Genomic DNA, 959 nt, shown 5'->3' with positions numbered 1-959 from the left:
CGCCGATACCAAGGAAGGCATCTTTGGTCCCGACACGGCTGACATTGAGTTCCGCGCGAAATCCACCTGGGTCATGCTACGCGGAAACCGCTACCAAGTCTTGGAAGGCGAGTTCTACCGCTACGTTCTGACACCTCACAATGATGTCCTGAAAGAAGTGTACGGCGTCGACGCCGCCGATATCGCGGAAGGCTTCCAGGCCATGGCTGACGCCACGCGTTCTGGGCATGCCGACGCCATCATGGAGATGATCAAGCAGTTTGAGGCGGCACAGGCCTTCGCTGCGGCACAGGACAAGCCTCTGGAAGACGTCATGGAGGCATGGATTGCGGCCAATGCGGAACAGTCGAAAGCCGCCGGGCGGGCGATGGATGACATGTTTCGGGGCGGGATTGCCAACGTGAGTCGACACACTACGCTACCGCCGACACTGTTGGCGGATTTGGCGTACCGCCGCGGAGAAGAAACCGAATTTTTTGCAGCGGGCGATTTTTCGGGGACACCCTACCGGACACTGCCTGCCAGAAAGAAGCCCCTAATTCAGCTTGGGCCGGACTACTACGCCATCGACCCGTGCTTCACCCGCGACGCTGGGTATCGTGCGCTTCTCTACAACCTCCTGCAGCGAAAACCGGACTACAAGAAAACTTTTGAGGATCGGCAGAAGAGGATGAGCGAAGCTGCCTTCGCCGACATTCTGGCCACCCAGCTTCCCCGAGCCACGGTTTTTCAAGAGGTCTATTACAAAGACCCTGCCAGCAAGCAGTGGTCCGAAAACGACACCCTTATCCTGGTCGATGACGTGCTGTTCCTGGTTGAAGCCAAGGCAGGCGCGGCTGCGACCATCGCATCGCCAGCACTTGATTTCGGCCGCCACGCTCAGTCCGTTCAGGACTTGGTACTCAAAGCCTACAAACAATGTGAGCGCTTCTTCAGTTATCTGAGTTCGGCGCATGAAG

The 959-nt window shown here is 57.7% G+C and carries 1 protein-coding gene; it reads left to right on the top strand.

The features are described 5' to 3' along the window. Positions 1-959: hypothetical protein (locus AC2JF9_RS07970; protein WP_500726733.1), on the top strand; the 959-nt coding region annotated here is incomplete at both ends.

The sequence above is a fragment of the Lactobacillus sp. C449L genome, assembly GCF_059900815.1.
This window is presented reverse-complemented; position numbering and strand designations above follow the sequence as displayed.